This is a genomic window from Stenotrophomonas sp. STK17_22 (assembly GCF_051983905.1).
Lineage (GTDB): Bacteria > Pseudomonadota > Gammaproteobacteria > Xanthomonadales > Xanthomonadaceae > Stenotrophomonas > Stenotrophomonas maltophilia_A.
Genome location: NZ_CP197010.1, coordinates 2,732,726 through 2,749,544, shown reverse-complemented (window position 1 = coordinate 2,749,544; position 16,819 = coordinate 2,732,726). Strand labels below are relative to the sequence as shown.

Here is a 16,819-nt window from a genome sequence, read left to right as displayed (position 1 = left end):
GTCAGGGCGTGGTGCTGGCCGCCAGCAGGTGGTTGATCGCCCAGCGCAGCGCCAACGGTTTGAACGGCTTGTTGAGCAGGGACAGCCCAACGCCGCGCACCGCCTCGCGCGTATCGCTGCCGGCATCCGCACTGAGGATCACCGTCGGACGCGGCCCATGCATGCCTACCAGCCGCTTCCACAGCGCAACACCGGTATCGCCATCATCCAGGTGATAGTCGAACAACCACAGCGCCGCCTCGTGCGCTGACGGTCCGATGTCATCGGCTTGGCCTGCCGCGATGACATCGCAACCCCAGGAAAGCAGCAGCTGCCGCATCGCCTCCAATGCGTCCGGGTCGTTGTCGACCACCAGCACGCGGACTCCCTTGAGCGCGCTGCTGCCGGCCGCCGGCGGCGAGCTGCGCGGGGTCGCAGGGGGTGCTGCGCGTTGCACGCTGATCGAGAAGGCCGAGCCGTGCTCGGGCACGCTGCGCAGGTGCAGGGGTGCGTGCAGCAGGTCGGCGATGCGGTGCGCGATGGTCAAGCCCAGGCCCAGTCCCTGGCCGTTGCTGCGATCGACCCGGTGGAATTCCTCGAACACCACCGCCTGCTGCTCCGGAGCAATGCCGGGGCCGGTGTCATGCACACCGATCAGCAGTGCCTGTCCCTGGCGGCGCACACCGAGCAACACACCGCCATGGCGGGTGTAACGAATGGCATTGGCCAGGAAGTTCTGCAGCACCCGGCGCAGCAGCAGGGGGTCGCTATGGACCCAGGCCTGGCTCCGTACATGGCGGAACTGCAGGCCGCGCGCCGCCGCCAGTACCGCGAACTCCTGCGCGAGCGGATCCAGGACGGTAGACAGCGCGAAGGGGCGCGGATCGGCGACCAGTCCACCCGCCTCAAGCCGGGAGATATCCAGCAGCCCGGACAGCAGGTCGTCGGTGGAGTCCAGCGCACCACGGATCTGGCGCAGGAAACTGTCGAGGAACTCCGATTCGATGTGCTGCGACATCGCATCGGTCAGCAGCTGCGCCGCATGCAGTGGCTGGATCAGGTCGTGGCCGACCGCCGTCAGGAAGCGTGTCTTGGCAACGTTCGCGCGCTCGGCTTCGTGCACTGCCTGTTCCAGCCGTGCGGTGCGGTCCTGTACGCGGCGCTCCAGGGTTTCATTGCTGCGCTTGAGCGCTTCCTCGGCACGCCGGAAGGCGGTGACGTCGGTGAAGGTGGCCACGTAGCCACCGCCGGGCATTGGATTGCCACGGATCTCGACGATGGTGTTGTCGGGGAAGATCCGTTCGGACAGATGCGGCGTGCCACGCCGCATGTGTGCGGCGCGACGCTGCAGGGCCTTGTCGCGAGAGTCACCAGGGCCGTCGCCGATCTTCAGTTCGGCCAGCGCCCACGCTGTCAGATTGACCACCGGCTGCCCGACCTGCAGCAACTCGGGCGGAAACTTGAACAACGCGGCGTAGCGGCTGTTCCAGGCTACCAGCTGCAGCTGCGCGTCGACCACGCTGATGCCCTGGCTCATGTTTTCCAGCGCCGCTTCCAGCAGGCGCTGGTTGAAGCGCAGCGCCTGGGTGGCTTCGCCTACAGCACGGGTTACCGCATCCAAGGGCGCGGCACCGCCATCGCGAGCGGCCTCCACCAGCAGGCGCGCCATGCCCGCGCCGACCACGGCGCTCAGTTCGCGTTCGATGGTGATGACCCGGTCGTCGTCCAGCAGCTGTCCGGCATGCCCATCCATCAGTTGCCGGGCCCGCTCCTGGCCGAGGAAGCGTCCGGCCGTCCTGCGCAGCGAGGCTGCCGCCACCGCATCCCGTCGTCGCGGCAACGAGGGACGCACCGCGCGCGACACCAGCGCAACCGTCAGCAGGTTGACCGCCAGACTGGCGCCCATGCTGATGGCGATATGGCCCGACTGCAGGCGCAGCGAGACCACGGACAGCCAGTGCAGGTCATCGGGCCCCGAGGCGGGGGGCGTGGCAGGGATCACCATCGGCAGCAGCACCAGCCACAGCCAGGCCAACGACCCCAGCACGATGCCGGCGATGATGGCCGGAGAGGGCGTGCGCGGGCGATACACCGCCAGCAGGACCGCCGGCGCCAGCTGCGAGAGGGCGGTGAAGGACATCAGGCCGAAATCGCTGAGTGCCTCGGTGTCGCTCATCGCCCGGCTGTACAGCCACGACATCAGGAACACGGCGAGGATGCCGGCACGGCGGAAGGCCAGCACGCGTGGACGCAGGTCGGCCGCCGTGGCACCGCCGGCTATGCCGTCCAGCAACCGTGAGCCGAAGCCATGGTTGCCGAGCATGATCGACAGGGTCAGCCCGGACAGGATCATCATGCCGGTGGCGGCGCTCAGGCTGCCCAGATAGGCCAGCAAGGCCAGCAGGTGGTGGTCACCGGCCTGCGGCAGCGCCAGCACGTACAGGTCAGGCGACACCGATGCGGGCAGCTGCGCGGCACCGGCCAGCGCCATCGGCACCGACGGCAGCCCGATCAGCAGCAGGTAGACCGGGAACAACCAGCGTGCCGTCTTCAGGTCCGAGGTCTGGCGCAGTTCGACCACGCCGACATGGAACTGGTGCGGCAGGGTGAACGCGGAGATCGCGCCCAGCGCGACCATGGTCAGATAGTCCGGCATGATGGCCGGTGGCGGCAGCTGCGCCATCTTTTCCAACAGCGGCGTGTCCGCCTGGCGCACCGACAGCGCCGCATAGAGGCCAATGGCGAGCAGCGCCACCAGCTTCAACACCGACTCCAGCCCCAGGGCGACCACAATGCCACGATTGGGCTCGGTGGCCGATGCCTTGCGTGCACCGAACAGCAGGGTGAACGCGGCCATCGTCAGCGCGAACCAGAACGACATGTCCAGCTGCGCGGCAGCAGGCGCGAAACGATCGCCCAGCAGCGCGCCCAGACCCTGACTGACAGCCTTCAACTGCAGGGCGATGTAGGGAATGATGCCGAACAGTGCCACCAGGGTGATGGTGAAACCGAGGCCGCGATCGGCACGCAGTCGTGCGACGACCAGATCAGCGATGGTGGCACTGTTGTGCTGCTTGGCCAGCCGCCCCAGGCGGAGCAGGAACGGCAGGCCGAACGCAAAGATCAACGCCATGCCGGCCAGGGTGGGTGGAATCGGGAAGCCCCATTGCAGTCCCTGCGAGGCCGCGCCGTAGTAGGTCCACGCGGTGCAGTGCACGGCCAGCGACAGCGCATAGATGAGCGGCCATGCCTTCGAAAGCCGGTGCCCCCGGCGCTCACCCCACAGCGCCACGCCAAACAGCAGTGCGGTCCATGCAATGCAGGCGAAGAGGACGATGGAGGGCGTCAACATCGCTCCAGTGTAGGGAGAGAACCGGGCAGGGTGGTGCTAGGGGACGACCACGATCAGTGACAGCTGCTCAGCGACCAGTGCCAGCTCGCCATCGGCAACCCGCTCGACGGCCTTGCGCTGGGTCAGCAGCCACTGGCCGGGCTGGCGCGCGTCCAGTGACAGCAGCTGCGAGCGTACCCGCACCCCGGACCCGCTGGGTACCGGCGCCAGGAAGCGGACCTTGTTGAGGCCGTAGTTGAGCACATGGGCGATGCCGGGGAAGCCGGTGAGGGCGACCACATCGTCCTGCACGGTGAGCGAGAGCAGCAGGAAACCGTGCGCGATGGTCTGCCCGCCCGGCAGCTGCGTCTGCGCGCGGCCTGGATCGACGTGGATCCAGTTGTGGTCGCCGGTGGCGTCGGCAAAGGCATCGATGCGCGCCTGGTCCACGTGGGTCACGCCACTCACCCGCTCGCTGGCCGCCCACTGCTGCAACGCCTGCAGCGCGGGAGGCAGATTGCTCTCCGCACTCACGCCACACGCTCCAGCAAGGTCAGGATCGCGTCACGTGCCTCTGGCTCGGACAGCATCGGAGCGTGTCCCACATCCGGCACTTCCACCAGGCGGGCACTTTCCGAGGTGGCCGCCATCTGCCGCGCGACATCGGCCGGCAGGATGTCGGACAGCGCACCGCGCACCACCAGTACCGGCACCCGTGCGGTAAGCCCACGAACCGCACGCCACAGCACTGGCCGCAGCAACCACAGCAGCCAGGGACGTGTCGTCCGGATCACGGCCGGATCGTAATCCAGCTCCAGCAGTCCATCGCTGCGCGGGCGGAAGGTGCGCACCGCCATCTGCCGCCAGTCGTCGGTACTGAAGCGAGGGAACGCGGCCTTGCCGATGGATTCCACGTAAGCGGTGGCCTGCACCAGGTCCATCGGCGGCACCGGCTTGCCGGCGTACTTGCCGATCCGTGCCAGCGCCTCACGCGGCACCTTGGGGCCGGCATCGTTGAGCACCGCGCCCGCGATCCGCTCGGGCGCGCGCGAGGCGAGGGTGATGGTCACCAGCACGCCCAGCGAGGTGCCGACGAATACCGCCTTGGCGATGTTCTGCGAGCGCAGCAGCGCAACCATGTCATCCGCATAGGCACGCGGGTTGTAGCTGGACGGGTCATATGCGCGTTCCGACCCTGCGCGACCGCGCAGGTCGACCGCGATCACGCGCCAGCCCTCGGCGGTAAGCACATCGGCAAGCGCATCGAAATCAGCGCCATTGCGGGTCAGCCCGGGAATGCAGACCACCGTGCCACGCGCTGCCTGCCCCGCATCGGGTGCATGGTCGCGCGCGTGCAGGCGCAACCCATCATTGCTGTTCCAGTACAGGTCGTCGTAAGACTGCGTCATGCATAAGCTTCCTGGAGATCGTAACGGATGCGCTAGAAATCGTAACGGACGCTGAGGCTATATTGGCGTGGCGGACCATAGAAGCCAATCAGCGTGCCGACCGCCGGGATGTTGTAGCCGGTGGTGCGGTATTCCTTGTCGGCCAGGTTGGTGCCCTGCAGCGAGAAGGTCCACGCATCATCCAGGCGCCAGATGACGCCGGCATTGACCAGCCCGTAACCCTGCTGGCTGATCACCGGGCTGAGATCAGTGGTCGGCCACACTTCGCTCTGGTAGCTGTAGCTCACCCGTGCCGACAGGTTGCTGCCGTTGGCCAGGTCGGTGCGGTACTCCACGTTGAACGCGCCCGAGAACTCCGGCGCGTTGGTGAACTTCATCTGCTTGGCGACATTGACGCCACGATCCATGTACTCGTCGTACTTGGTGTCCAGCCAGGCCAGGTTGCCGGAGATCAGCCAGTGCTGGCTGGGCAGATACTGGTACTCGACCTCCAGGCCCTTGACGGTACCCGCGCCGGCATTGGTGAAATCGCCGAAGAAGGAATCGTCGATGCCATCACCATTGGTATCCAGGCCAGTGAAGACCGATAGCTGGATGTCCTTGTACTTGTTGTAGAAGGCCGACAGATTGAGGAACAGGCGCTGGTCGAGGAAGGCCATCTTGCTGCCGACCTCGTAGCTGTCCACGGTCTCGTCGTCGAACGGCTCGGCCGAGCGCGGCACGGCCACCGCGTTGGCGCGGATGTTGTAGCCACCGGACTTGAAGCCACGCGTGGCCAGGCCGTAGACCATGATGTCCGGAGTGATCTGGTAGTCCAGCGAGACCTTGGGCGAGACGTTCTTGAAGTTGGTCTTCTTGTCGAAGTCCGCGGTCACTGCCACCGGGCGGCTGAAGGCCGGGTCGGCGTACAGGCGGTTCAGCACGATCGCGCGCTTGTCCTCGTCGGTGTAACGGGCGCCTACATCCAGCTTGAGTTTGCTGGTCAGGTCGAAGGTCCAGTCCGCGTACAGCGCGATGCTGTCGGTCAACACCTTGCCCTGGTTGTCGGCGAACTGCGCACTGAAGTAGTTGTTCTGGATCTGGCCGCCCGCCTCGCCACTGAACTGGTACAGGCCGACCACACCGCGCACCCGGCCGCCGGCATCGTAGTTCAATTGCACTTCGTTGCTGACCTGGTCGTCGTGATAGGTGCCACCCACGTCGGCCAGCTTGACCGGCGCGGTATCGAAGTCGATGTTGGCCTCGCTGTCCGATTCACGCTTGGCGACCACGTACTTCAGCGCAATGTCCTCGTTCGGCCGCCAGTTCACCGTGGCCGAGGCACCCTTGCTCTCCACGTTGTTGAGGTTGCGCATGCCCGAGCGGATGTCATAGCGGCTGTCCATCGGCGGGTATGCGCGCAGGAACGGATTGGGCGCCAGCATCTTCGAACCGCGCATGCCGGACTGATCGTCGATCCAGTCCAGTGCGAACTGCACGTCGAAGTCATCGCCCGCGTACGCGCCCAGGTTCAGGCGTGCCGCGTTGATCTGCTTGTCACTGACCGGCTGGCCGTTGAAGGTGTTCTCGCCAAACCCGTCGTGGTTCATGCTGGCCACCGCCACGCGGGCGCGCAGGCCACTGTCGGCAACACCAATCGGGCCGCCGATGGCCGCTTTTGCATCCAGCTGGCTGTAGTTGCCCACGGTGATCTGGGCGAAGCCCTCGGTCTGGGTGGGCAGGCCGCGCGAGATGTACTTGATCGCGCCGCCGATGGTGTTCTTGCCGTAGAGCGTGCCCTGCGGGCCGCGCAGCACCTCGATGCGCGAGACATCGAACACATCCAGCAGCGCACCCTGCGGGCGTGCGATGTAGACGTCATCCAGGTAGATGCCTACACCCGGATCGGCGCCCCAGGTGGGATCGGACTGGCCGATGCCGCGGATGTAGGCGGTGACCGTGCTGCTGGCGCCGCGCGCCGCGTAGATGGTCAGGTTGGGCACCTGCGCGTCCAGGTCGCTGATGTCCTGGACATTCATCTTGTCCAGCGCCTCGGAGGTAAATGCGGTGACGGCAACCGGCACTTCCTGCAGGGTTTCCTCACGCTTGCGCGCGGTGACCTTGATGCTGTCCAGGTTGGTCGGCGAAGCGGATCTGCCTGCCGTCGGTGATTCCTGTGCCAGTACCGGCCCCGTGGCCAGCAGCGCGCCGATCATGAGACTCAAACAATTCCGTTTCATTCGGTCCTCCCCCAGGCATGAGCGTGCGGATGGCCCATTGCCACCCCTGCAGCCAAGGCTAGCGGTGTCATCGGCCAGCAGCGAGTGGACCTAGGTCCAGTCGGCAGCGGCCGGTGGATGCGGATACTGGGCGCGCCCCCAGCCGGAAGCGGTCCCCGGTACTCCTTCATCCACGACTCACGCACGAGGATCTGGTCATGAAATCCGGAATCGATTCGATCAAGGTGGTACTGCTGGTGTTGTGCAGCTGGCTGGCGATGGCGGGCAGCGCGGTTGCCGCTGGCCCGGCCGGGCATTGGGATATCGGCCTGTACGGCAATCTGTTCGGCGCCCGCGAGTACCAGGTATGGGTGCCGGCCGGCTATGACGACAGCCGGCCGCTGCCGCTGCTGCTGGTGCTGCATGGCTGTGTGACCGGGCCGAACCTGATGGGCGAGGCGTCAGGCTTCAATGATGTGGCCGACACGGAGGGGTTCATCGTGGTCTACCCCCGGCAGAACGTCACCTCCAATCCGGCCCGCTGCTGGAACTGGCAGCTGCCGATCAACCAGGCCCGCGACAGCGGCGAAGCATCGATCTTGGCCGGCATCGTGGACATGGTGAAAGCGGGCTACAGCGTGGATCCGCACCGGGTCTATGTCACCGGCATTTCCGCGGGCGGCGCGATGACCTCGATCATGCTGGCCTGCTATTCGGATGTGTTCGCTGCCGGCGCCATCCATTCCGGTGGCATGTTCAAGGGTGCGACCACGATTTCCGGTAGCGCCTATGCGTTGCTGGCCGGCAGCATCTATTCGCCGGACAGCAATGGCCGTCTGGCCTGGCAGTGTTCGGGCTCGCCGTCACCGCGTCCGATCCCGGTGCTGGTGTTCCATGGCAGCGCCGATCTCACCGTCAATCCGGTGAACGGCCAGCAGGCCGTGCGCCAGTTCCTGCAGACCAATGATCTGGCCGACGACGGCCTGGACAACGACTCGGTGAAGTACCTGCCGACCAGCACCTACCAGGGGCAGGTGCCGGGTGGGCGCGCTTACACCGTGGACACCTATGCCTATGGTGGCAGGACGCTGGTGCAGCACTACGTGGTGCAGGGCATGGGGCATGCCTGGAGCGGCAGCCAGTCCGGCCTGCCGTTCACCGACCCGAAGGGACCGGATGCCACGCTGATCACGTGGTTGTTCCTGAAGGATCAGCAGCGCTGAGTGATCGCTGCGCCCGGGCGCAGCCTGGGCGTGCCCTTGCCAGCTGCCGGGCGCACGATCAACCGCAGGCGGGCCACGCCCGCGGTTGATCGCCTGCGTCGGGCGCCTGCAGCCAGGCCCCGCGTTCGGCGAGGAAGCGCTTGGGCGGGGCGCCGACCGCCTTGCGGAACATGGTCACGAAGGCGCCAGCGCTGTCGTAGCCAAGGTCATCGGCAATGGACTGCACCGTCCTGCCCCTTGCCAGCATCGGCAGGGCAACCATCACATGCATCTGCCGCCGCCAGCGCCTCACGCTCAATCCGGTTTCAGCGTAGAACAGGCGGGACATGTTGCGCTCGCTCATTCCAATCCGGCCGGCCCACAGGTCGAGCGTTGCGCGCTCGGCCGGTGCAGCCAGCATGGCATTGGCCAGGGTGCGCAGTCGCGGCTCGGAAGGCATGGGCAGGTGAAGCCACTCCGGCGGCGCCGCAGCAAGCTCATCCAGCAGCACGGTCATCAGCCGGGCATGGGCGCTGCCGTCCTCGTACTGCAGCGGCAGGCGTGCGGTGCGTTGCAGCAGGGCATGCATGAACGGGGTGATCGCCATCGCGAAGCAGTGGGCTGGCAATCCCGGAACCGCCTCGGGATCAATGAACACGACGAACCCATGGGGTTTTCCGCTGCTGCTGGCGCGGTGGGTCAACCCGCCGGGAATCCAGATCGCCCCCTGCGGCGGCACCACCCACAGGCCGGCTGGCGACTCTAGCGTGATCAGGCCATGCGTGGCCACCAGCAGCTGCGCTTTCCGATGCGAATGAAAGTCCATTTCCCACGCATCCGGGATCGGGTCCAGTTCGAACACCATGACCGTCTGCGCGACCCGATCCGGGTAATCGGCGCCCACGTCATTGCGCCCGGCAACCGCCTTGGTCACGCCTGCACCTGCGCAACCCTGGTCGGCCGGGCGCCACAGCGTGCCTCACTCCTCATCACGGGCCTGCCCGGGTTCATGTCGGTGCCAGACGCAGATGAATCCCATCAGGACGTGAATGATGGGCAGACTGCTGTGTGTTGCTTCAGTGGCGGGGGCGGTGTCATTCATGCGGGCATCCTCTGGAACCGAGGAGGGGAAGCGTATTCGGCGGGCCGGAGACCGTCATTCGACAGTTCCGCCAGGTGATTCACCAATCCGGCCATCTCTGTCGACGTGGCCCCAGGGAAGGGAGGGTTCGGCCCAGGATTACAGCGCCGGAACCGCGATCCTCTGCAGGTCGAGCGTGGCCCGCAGGGCGTAGTGCTTGCGGGTGACCGGCACGACGCAGGTCAGGCGGGGATCGACATAGTCCTTGAACAGCGGCGGACGCGGGGAAGACAGGTAGAACCCGCGATCCTGCTTGACCGCCGCCGGCAGCAGAACCTCGCTGAGGTCGCTGTCGGAGGCATCGGTGACGAGGCAGGGCGCATGGCGGAACCCGAGCCGGCGCAGCAGGTACAGGCGATGGGAGCCATTGGTCAGCACCATGCGCCTGCCGAACCGGGTGGCGCTGATCAGGTTGTCACTGAAACCCAGATAGATGACGACGGCGTGGCTGGCTGCGCCGAACGGCTCGTAGTCGGCGATGGCAGCCGGATCGAGGGTCGCCACATCGAGGAAGCGCAGGTCGTTCGAGGTGGACGCGAAGGTGTAGCTGCCATCGGACTGGGTGAAGCGCACTTCCGGATGTGCATGGCTGCCGCTGCGCGCGACAAGCTGCATGACCTCCTGCGCGCTGGGCGAGGCGGTCAGGGATGCCGCCAACTGATCGATGTGACGCAGGTTGATGCACTCCTGGAAGATCACCAGTCGATCGATCTCGACCATCTGCCAACTGCGTGGCAGAACACTCGTCATCCGGTGCATCGAGGGTTGTCGCAGCGCCTGCTCAGCCAGCGGCAGCATCTCATCCGGCAACGCATGGACATTGATGGCTTCGGCCTCACCGGCTTCCTCCTGCTGTAACTTGGGCACCTCGGCACGTGCCGTCCGCCATTCCTCCACCAGCGCAGCCTCGTCGAAGCGTCCCGGTGGGCAACGCTCCCGTACAAAGCGGATGAACTTCGGCAGGGGAAACATCCCCTTCAGCAGAAGCGTGGGATCCAGGCCGTCGTCTCTGATCTCGCTGCTCATCCCTCTCGCCTCTCGTAGGTCATATCGACAACGGGCCACTGGCGTCATTCGTCACGCCAAAATAATATGTTATATCGTAACATTTGGGTGCCTTGGCGGCAATCGCCCTGCAATGTCGCGGCGATGGTGGCTTGGCTGCTCCGTATCCAATGCAACGCGATCCAACGCAATGCGCGGGTACATCCACTGACGATAGGAGATGTTCATGAACGAGCTGATTGAGCTGGGTGTAGTAGCAGGACAGCAGAACCCTGAGGATCAGGGCATGGGTGGCGAACTGATCGAGCTGGGCTCGGTGGTTTCGGAAACGAAGGCGCACAACCACGGCACGTTGTGGGATGGCGTGTTCCCGACCACGTCGCCCTGATCTACCGCGCAATGTCGCATCTGCGGTGCATGCCCTGCATGCACCGCTTCTCCGGTTCCGGCGCAGGAGCGCATGATGGAGCAGGCTGCCGCCCCGTATTTCCTGTCAAAGCACGCCCACGTCTGTGTCACCGGCGATGCGATGGTGATTCTGGACCAGGCCACGGGAAAGTATCTTTCCCTTGAAAAACGCGGCGCCGCAGGCCTTGGCAAGCTCGTTCTCGATTGGCCCCTCCAGTCCGATGACGCAAGCACGCCAAGGCTTCTGCAGGCCTTGATCGACCGCCGCCTGATCACCGCGGATCCGCAGCAGGGGAAATCCGCTGCCAGCCCTGCTATTGCGCTGCCTCGGTACTGGGCGCGCGAAGGCGCGCCGCGAGGCCGTCCGCCCATCATGGCGCGCGACCTGCGTCGATTCATCGCCTCGTGCGCCTATGCCGCCTGCAGCAGAACGTTCCTTCCTTTCAGTTCCACGGTGTCGGCCGTGCGCCGTCGGGCGGATCGCGGCCACAGCCGGCCGGTAAGCGCTGAAGAACTGGCCCTGCGGGTGCGGGTGTTCGACTGGCTTCGACCCCTGGCCTTCAGGAAAACCGATGAGTGCTTTCTCTACTGCCTGGCGATGCGCGGATTCCTGTCGAACTACGGCATCGTTCCGGCCTGGGTGTTCGCCGTCAGAACCCAGCCGTTCGCCGCGCATTGCTGGCTGCAGTATGGCGATCAGGTGCTGACCGACATTCCCTTCAACCTGCGCCGGATGGTTCCCATCCTGGTGCTGTAACGAAACCTGCCATGTACCGATACCTCGCCGTGCTCTGGAACACCCACTCGGAATCCGCGACAGCGCAGGCGGAACGGATCGTGGAAAGGATCGGCGCCAGGCTGCCCGGCATCGCCTGCGTGATGAACGGCAATGGCGCAGCGATCCATGCGCAGAGTGACAACCACGGCTATTTCGAATGCCGCCGTGCGAACTCCCTGGTAGTACTCGGCAAGCTGTTCCACAAGGATTTCGGCGCAGGCACCGTGCCTGGGTGCGCTAACCTGGATGCCGAAACAGCGGACGACGCCTGCAGCAGCCAGGGCCGCAGCATCGTAGAACACTACTGGGGCCGCTACGTGGCGTTCGGCTTCCAGCAGGAAACGTCGAGCTGGTTCGTCCTGCGCGATCCCACTGCGGAGATCCCGTGCTATATGACCACGGTGGGCCAGTTGACGCTGGTCTTCTCCAACATGGAAGACTGCCTGATGCTGGGTCTGCGCGAATTCAGCGTTGACTGGTCCTTCCTGTCGTACTCGCTGCTGTACCCGTTTCGTGATGGCCTGCAGACCGGCTTCGAGGAGGTCACGGCGGTCGAAGCGGGTGAAGCGGTTTCAATCCGCGATGGAGAGCCGGTGGGCCGGCACTGCCAGTGGGACGTGGTGCGGCTGGCCCGCGACGCGCCGATCGAAGATCTTCAGGAAGCCGTGTCGCTGGCGCGTTCCACGCTGCTGGGCTGCATCGGTGCACTGGCCAGCCCGCACCGGCGCATCCAGCTGCAGCTGTCGGGCGGGCTGGATTCCTCGATCATCCTGGCCGGCCTGTTGCAGGCGCCGTCGGCACCGGAGGTGACGTGTGTCCACCACTACGATGATGGCATCGGTGCCGACGAACGGCTGTTCGCGCGGATGGCAGTGCAAGGGGCCAGTGATTCCTCGGGCAGGCGTTGCGAGTACATCGAGTATCGAAGGCAACCTCACTGCGCGCTGGAAGAGATCATGACCTTCCCGCGTACAGCCCGGCCGGCGCATTGTTCCGGCTATCTTCTCCACCGCCGTGAAGTGGCCTTCGACGGTGACACCGTGCAGTTCACCGGCGTTGGCGGTGATGCGGTGTTCCTGCGTTTCAAGGGCAATGCCGCTGCGATCGACTACGCCTGGCGGCGCGGCATCGACCGGGATTTCTTCCGCGTCGCCTTCGAAACCGCGCAGTCCGGCGATTCACTGTACGGCGTGCTGAAGGATGCGATGGTCCATGGTCTGCTCAAGCGGCCAGGCAGCATCAATGGCCGTTGGGGCAAACCCTGCCCATGGGTGCGGGTGGGCCGCGCCGAACAGGATGGCCTGCAGCCGGCCTGGTTGCGGCACGCGCAGGCGCAGGGGCATCACGTATCACCCTACAAGCTGGCCCATATCGGCCGCATGGTGTTTCCGACCAGCGTCCTTGATCCCTTCGAAGGTGCAGGCCACTGGCATGGCGTATCGCCGATCAGTGCGCAGCCGCTTGTCGAACTGTTCGCGCGCATTCCGCTGCACCTGCTCATCGCGGACGCGGAAGACCGCACCATCGCGCGGCGTGCAATGAAAGGCCTGTTGCCGGAGGTGCTGCTGTCGCGGAAGGTGAAATCCTATCTGGATGATCATTCCGTGGCGGTCACCCAGGGGCACCAGCAGTTCATCAGGAATCTGCTGGTTGACGGTATGCTGGCCAGGCGCGGCTATCTCGACAGCGCGCTGGCCGATGCGGGCATCCAGCAGGTCGGCCCGGACCACTCGTCGCAGGTGCTCGGCATCTTCGGCCCGCAGATCAACATCGAAGCATGGCTGCGGCGCTGGTCCGGCCAACGTGGCGCGCAGGCGGCCGCCGTGGCCTAGGCGCTGCGGCTCATTTCTTCCAGGTACAGGCTCTCAAGATCGTTCGCGGTGATCGTGCTGGCATCCAGTGTCCTGCGCAGGCGGCCGGCCCGCATCAGGCCGATCGTGGTCGCCACCTCACGGGCACGGAACAGATCGTGGGTGGCCATCAGGATCGCCGTGCCGCGATCGCGTTCCCGCACGATCAACTCATGGAATTCGGCTGACGCCGTAGGGTCCAGGCCCGAGGTGGGTTCATCCAGCAACAGAGCCCTGGCTTCCTTGACGATGGCCAGTGCGATGCCGACCTTCTGCCGCATGCCCTTGGAATAGAGGCCCACGCGTCGCCCGAATGCGTCGGTCGCCAGACCAGCGGACCTGAGTGCGTCCTTCAACCGCGCTGGCGAGCGTTCCTCGACACCGGCCAGGCGGGCGAAGTAGTCCAGATTCTCGTAGCCGGTCAGCTCGTCGTACAGCGCCACGGTCTCGGGGATGTACAGCAGCCGCCGGCGTACCTCCCGCGGCTGCTGGTGCGCACTGAAACCGTCCACTTCGGCCGCACCGGAGGTGGGTTTCAGAAAGCCAAGGAACAGCTTGATGGTGGTCGACTTGCCGGCGCCGTTGGCGCCCAGCAGGCAGAAGATCTCGCCGGGCTTCACCTTGAAGCTGACGTCATCCAGCGCCCGATGTGCACCGTGTTCCATGACCAGGCTTTTTGCAGACAGCATGTGGACGTCTCCTCAGGGCGTTGCCAGCCGGCTGCGCAATGCACCGGCTGCAAGCAGGACAAGCAGGGTGGCAATGATCAGTGCGGCGAGATCGGCGAGGACACCACGTTGGGCGACGCCGGCTGTTTCGTGGAACTGGAAGCGGGGCAGGGTGTCGTACTCTTCGAAGGTCTGCGGCGCGTCACGATCCAGATAGGCCTTGTGCAACAGCCGCCGCGCCTGCCAGAAGGAGTGGACCTGCCCCTGGAAGTCGAGCGCGCGGTCGGCATCCGAGCCTGCGATGCGGTCGAGCGCGTCCTGTGTCGCGACGGCCGGCAGCAGCAGCCGCACCTTGTCCAGAACCTGGCGATGTGCGGCCTCGGCCTGCGCATGCGAGGCGATCAGGCGTTCCAGTTCCCGGTCAGCTGCAACCCGATCGGCGTAGGCCTGGCGCACAGTGTCGGAGATGACGGGGGACGGCGAATTCACTGGCGCCGACGTCGCATGCTCGCGCCGCTGGCGCGTGGCGATGTCGGACTGCATCGCCTTTACTTCGGTGGCGAACTGCATCTGTGACGGCGGCGGCGCGATCAGATTCACCGTGGCTAGCGCCAGCGACGGCGCCATGACCACGATCAGCAGCCACAGCGCGCCGGCGGCGATGGCCGCCTCGGTGGTGCGCCGGGCAAGGCAGCCGATCAGCAGTGCAAGGGCCAGCCAGAACGCGCCGTACAGGAGGACGGTCAGGGCCAGCATGGCCAGGCCCGCAGGACTGCGCGCGCCGGCCCCGATCGTCACCGCCAGGAGGATGGCCAGTGCGGGCAGCAGCACCATCAGGCCACGGGCCAGCACCTTGACCACCAGCAGACGCGTTGCCGACACCGGCTGTGACAGCACCAGCGCCGCGATGCCGCGCTCGCGCTCACGTGACCACAGATCGTGGGTGGCCACGAGAATGACCAGCGGCAGCAGGAAGACGATGACGAAGGCGAGGTCGAACCGTCCCGCAGCCCGTGCCGCTGGATTGCCGATGTCGGCCCAGACGTGCTTGAGCAGCAGGGTCGGATCGCCCAGCGCGACCACATCGGCGGTGTAGGGGTAGGCGTCTGCCTGGCCGATCGACAGCGTTGCCATGGCGGCGGGCGCCAGCACCGGCTGGGCGCGGGGCAGCACCGAGGGCGCCTTGCCGACGAATGCCCGGCTGCGTTCCTTCGTCTGTTGTTCTTCCTGCTTGATCAGGGCGATGGCCGCCTCGCGCTGGTCCACCCATGCGCGGCCGTTCCACGCGGCGTAGGCACCCAGCCCGAGCAGCAGGACAAGCAGCACCGGCAGCGCTCGATCGCGCAGCAATCGGCGGATCTCATAGCGGGCAATCGACACAACGTTCATGGCGATCTCCCCAGCTTCCGAGCGGAGATGAGCACCACCACGCAACCCAGCATCAGCCAGACCAGCAGAATGACGAGATTTCCGCGCTGCGCGGTAGCGGTACCGGCCAGGGTCTGTTGCGGCGGCCGGTAGTGCACTGAACGGGTGATGCCGGCGATGTCGGCCACATGCTTCCCGCCTTGTGGTGCCTTGTGCAGTTTCACTTCCTGGTTGAGTGCCTGGATCAACCGATAACGGTAGTCCTCCACGCCGCGCAGGAACGCCAGATGCGCCGGAAAATCCGTGCCGGCGAAGGCGCGCGACCAGGACTGCAGCGCCAGCGTCGGCGAGGCAAGGCCAAACAGGCGCTGGGTGGCGTCCTGCTGCTGGTAGGTGGCATGCAGGCGATCGAAATGGCGGTTGTAGACGCGCGTCGAGTTGGCCTCGGCAAACTCCAGCGCCACGCCGCGGAAGGCCAGCGGCAGGTCGTCAACGCTGTCGACCCGGTAGCGCGCCATCAACGTCGTGCGCAGGGCATCAAGGCGTTTGTCGGCCGGGTCATGGCCATCCGCGCCGTTCTCCGCTTCTTCGGTCACGCCGGTCCTGAACGCCGGTGCCGAAGGGGTCGGGTACAGGGATTCGGCAACCGCAGGCGCCACCCTCGGCAGCAGCAGTGTGGACACCACCCAGAAGCCGAGCAGCACGACCAGTGACGTCCGTGCCGAGCCGGCAAGTGCCGACACCCCCACGGTAAGTGCACAGAACACCAGCAGATAGAGCAGGTAGGCGGCCGCCAGTGCGAGCAGGGCGGCAAGATCCGTGGCGTCGCCGTACTGGATGGACAGCCCCGGAAGACTGATCAGCAGCATGGCCAGCACCAGCAGCAGCGAGGCGGCCGCCAGGGCAATCAGGCGTCCACAGATCAGTACGCCGGCCGAGGCGCCGGTGCCGAGTTCCTGGCGCAGCGTCTCGCGGGCCACATCGCCGGACAGTGTGGCGAACCCGGCGAGGATGATCAGCAGCGGCGCCACCACCTGCAGCGCCCACGCCGCAGAGAAACCCTCGAAACGGCTGAGTGCGGTGCCACCATCCACGGCACGGTGCCGGGCCGGGTTCTGCGCGTGGCCCTCGATGAACACCGAGCTTCCCAGGTAGTCCGTCAGCCCCGGGTCCAGTGCAGCCAGTGGCCGCACAGGGGCAGCAATGGCACGCCCCACATGTGCGGCGCTATGCGGGTCGATTGTGCCCTGGCTGTCCCAGAGCCGCGCCTCTTCCTCGCTCATTGCCTGGCGCTCCTGCGCCTGTAGGGTCAGGCGTGCAGCACCACTGAGCACCGATGCTCCCGCAATCAGCAACAGGGCAAGGGCGAGCCACAGCACCCGCCGCTCGCGCCACATCAACGTGAGCTGGGTTGCCGCAACAGCAAACGCCTGCTGGATGGCCATGACGGACCGGGACAGGGCAGGGGCTTCGGCGCGCATG

Annotated in this window: 14 protein-coding genes; 4 read left to right on the top strand and 10 right to left on the bottom strand. The window is 65.9% G+C overall.

Going from position 1 to position 16,819, the window contains the following annotated elements; translation table 11 throughout:
* Nucleotide 1: 1 nt before the first annotated feature.
* Genes ACSYS9_RS12825 through ACSYS9_RS12810 form a run of 4 tightly spaced genes read right to left on the bottom strand, consistent with a single transcriptional unit; the run spans nt 2 to nt 6,914 of the window.
* Nucleotides 2-3,331: a hybrid sensor histidine kinase/response regulator gene (locus ACSYS9_RS12825; RefSeq protein ID WP_071228298.1), complete on the bottom strand. Its 3,330-nt coding sequence runs from the start codon at nt 3,329-3,331 to the stop codon at nt 2-4.
* Nucleotides 3,332-3,367: 36 nt separating this feature from the next.
* Nucleotides 3,368-3,844 (bottom strand): MaoC family dehydratase, encoded by a 477-nt coding sequence (locus ACSYS9_RS12820; RefSeq protein ID WP_071228297.1) that lies wholly within the window; start codon nt 3,842-3,844, stop codon nt 3,368-3,370.
* A complete protein-coding gene (locus tag ACSYS9_RS12815; RefSeq protein ID WP_049461116.1) occupies nt 3,841-4,719 on the bottom strand; it encodes an alpha/beta fold hydrolase in 879 nt (292 codons plus the stop codon). The genes ACSYS9_RS12820 and ACSYS9_RS12815 overlap by 4 nt, the downstream gene beginning before the upstream one ends.
* 32 nt (nt 4,720-4,751) lie before the next feature.
* Nucleotides 4,752-6,914, bottom strand: coding sequence for a TonB-dependent receptor (locus tag ACSYS9_RS12810; RefSeq protein ID WP_071228296.1), 2,163 nt, complete (start codon nt 6,912-6,914; stop codon nt 4,752-4,754).
* 221 nt (nt 6,915-7,135) lie between these two features.
* On the opposite strand from ACSYS9_RS12810, the gene ACSYS9_RS12805 reads away from it, so the two are divergent.
* A complete protein-coding gene (locus ACSYS9_RS12805; protein WP_071228295.1) occupies nt 7,136-8,140 on the top strand; it encodes an extracellular catalytic domain type 1 short-chain-length polyhydroxyalkanoate depolymerase in 1,005 nt (334 codons plus the stop codon).
* Between the two features lie 58 nt (nt 8,141-8,198).
* Here ACSYS9_RS12805 and ACSYS9_RS12800 read toward each other — a convergent pair whose 3' ends face one another.
* The 3 genes from ACSYS9_RS12800 to ACSYS9_RS12790 form a co-directional block, all read right to left on the bottom strand.
* Nucleotides 8,199-9,053, bottom strand: coding sequence for an AraC family transcriptional regulator (locus ACSYS9_RS12800; protein WP_071228294.1), 855 nt, complete (start codon nt 9,051-9,053; stop codon nt 8,199-8,201).
* Between the two features lie 45 nt (nt 9,054-9,098).
* Nucleotides 9,099-9,221 carry a hypothetical protein gene (locus ACSYS9_RS12795; protein WP_256200927.1) on the bottom strand — a complete coding sequence of 41 codons (123 nt, stop codon included), beginning with the start codon at nt 9,219-9,221 and terminating at the stop codon, nt 9,099-9,101.
* A gap of 138 nt (nt 9,222-9,359) precedes the next feature.
* The gene (locus tag ACSYS9_RS12790) at nt 9,360-10,334 is read right to left on the bottom strand and encodes a hypothetical protein (protein WP_256200926.1); all 975 of its coding nucleotides are present in this window, start codon (nt 10,332-10,334) and stop codon (nt 9,360-9,362) included.
* 157 nt (nt 10,335-10,491) lie between these two features.
* Between ACSYS9_RS12790 and ACSYS9_RS12785 the strand changes: the two genes are divergently transcribed.
* The 3 genes from ACSYS9_RS12785 to ACSYS9_RS12775 all read left to right on the top strand — a co-directional run bounded on the left by ACSYS9_RS12785 (nt 10,492) and on the right by ACSYS9_RS12775 (nt 13,283).
* Nucleotides 10,492-10,653: a hypothetical protein gene (locus tag ACSYS9_RS12785; protein ID WP_162292259.1), complete on the top strand. Its 162-nt coding sequence runs from the start codon at nt 10,492-10,494 to the stop codon at nt 10,651-10,653.
* Between the two features lie 75 nt (nt 10,654-10,728).
* Complete coding sequence (locus ACSYS9_RS12780; RefSeq protein WP_071228292.1) at nt 10,729-11,430, top strand: lasso peptide biosynthesis B2 protein; 702 nt, start codon at nt 10,729-10,731, stop codon at nt 11,428-11,430.
* 11 nt (nt 11,431-11,441) lie between these two features.
* Nucleotides 11,442-13,283, top strand: coding sequence for an asparagine synthase-related protein (locus ACSYS9_RS12775; RefSeq protein ID WP_071228291.1), 1,842 nt, complete (start codon nt 11,442-11,444; stop codon nt 13,281-13,283).
* Here the strand turns inward: ACSYS9_RS12775 and ACSYS9_RS12770 are convergent.
* From ACSYS9_RS12770 to ACSYS9_RS12760, 3 genes are read right to left on the bottom strand one after another with little or no spacing between them, the layout of a single operon-like run.
* Entirely contained in the window at nt 13,280-13,990 is a 711-nt protein-coding gene (locus tag ACSYS9_RS12770; protein ID WP_071228290.1) for an ABC transporter ATP-binding protein, read from the bottom strand. The two genes, ACSYS9_RS12775 and ACSYS9_RS12770, sit on opposite strands and share 4 nt — an antisense overlap.
* A 12-nt stretch (nt 13,991-14,002) precedes the next feature.
* Nucleotides 14,003-15,358 (bottom strand): ABC transporter permease subunit, encoded by a 1,356-nt coding sequence (locus ACSYS9_RS12765; protein ID WP_071228289.1) that lies wholly within the window; start codon nt 15,356-15,358, stop codon nt 14,003-14,005.
* The gene (locus ACSYS9_RS12760; protein WP_071228288.1) at nt 15,355-16,818 is read right to left on the bottom strand and encodes a DUF3526 domain-containing protein; all 1,464 of its coding nucleotides are present in this window, start codon (nt 16,816-16,818) and stop codon (nt 15,355-15,357) included. The genes ACSYS9_RS12765 and ACSYS9_RS12760 overlap by 4 nt, the downstream gene beginning before the upstream one ends.
* Between the last annotated feature and the right edge of the window lies 1 nt (nt 16,819).